Annotated in this window: 1 protein-coding gene; it reads right to left on the minus strand. The window is 53.5% G+C overall.

Annotated features, from left to right (window positions below; all coding sequences use genetic code 11):
- Nucleotides 1–95: 95 nt before the first annotated feature.
- Nucleotides 96–635, minus strand: a 540-nt coding sequence (locus AC1RPN_RS08065) for a hypothetical protein (protein ID WP_481763692.1), incomplete at its 5' end; no start/stop codon positions are given.

Consider the following 635-nt stretch of genomic DNA (forward strand, 5'->3'; position numbering starts at 1 on the left):
CACATAGGATTCGCGTGGCTTTTTAGCCTTTTTCGACCTTTTAGCCATGCTGAATACTCACTAAGTTCTAGTGCTCTAAAATTGAGAATTAGACTTTAGCGCTGTATCACCTGACGTACCGCACTATTGCCTCCTGAGCGACCTGCGAACCCCGGCATCGGCATGCTGGAACCACCGCCATAATTGAAGGCCCGGGCCTCAGAAAGGCGCTCCATGACGCGCGGATGGTGCACAATTGTGGAACCGAGCACAATTGCCCGAAACATGTCGTCCGTATACCCTTCACCCTTTTCTGGCGTCTTTTCCGGCCCCACGTCACGTACCGTAATCATCTGGTGCATGATGTGTGGAACAGGTCGATTCATGAATTCTGTTCGGTAGTCCTCAATACCACCAGCCATGATTCGTGTACCCTCGGCTTCCGTCACAGTCGGAAATATCAAGTTCTTTGAGGCAATCATCGCATGGCACGCATCGAATTCCTTGCGGCGCGGGCTGTACTGGCGCGGCAGACACCGGGGCTTCCCAAGCGGATTCAGACCCATGTCTTCCCGGATTCGCTGCAACAAATCGATCGACTGCCACTGGTCGGCAACCATGCCCACCGCATTCGTATCGCGCGCCAACTTCAGAAT

This window comes from Dellaglioa sp. CoH-57-MRSF-20 (assembly GCF_056781955.1).